Below are 278 nucleotides of genomic sequence, written 5' to 3' on the forward strand. Positions count from 1 at the left end.
TCACTTAAGGACTGTCCTCGTAATGACTTAGCTATTTATCAAAACACAGAATAATGTGAAGAAGGATTTCCAATGAGCAAGGTTACCGTATCGAAACTGCTTAAGATGAAAGAAGCAGGACAAAAATTTGCCAGTATTACCGCGTATGATGCGAGTTTTGCCGCATTATTTGATGAAGTCGGCATGCCTGTATTATTAGTCGGTGACTCGATGGGCATGGTATTACAAGGCCATAATGATACATTACCTGTCACAGTAACAGATATTGCTTATCATAC

At 39.2% G+C, this 278-nt stretch carries 1 protein-coding gene; it reads left to right on the forward strand.

From position 1 onward, the window contains the following. Positions 1 to 72: 72 nt before the first annotated feature. A partial coding sequence (locus MTCD1_RS19020; protein WP_200818661.1) for a 3-methyl-2-oxobutanoate hydroxymethyltransferase occupies positions 73 to 278 on the forward strand: 206 nt, incomplete at its 3' end.

The sequence above is a fragment of the Colwellia marinimaniae genome, assembly GCF_002207865.1.
Classification (GTDB): domain Bacteria; phylum Pseudomonadota; class Gammaproteobacteria; order Enterobacterales; family Alteromonadaceae; genus Colwellia; species Colwellia marinimaniae.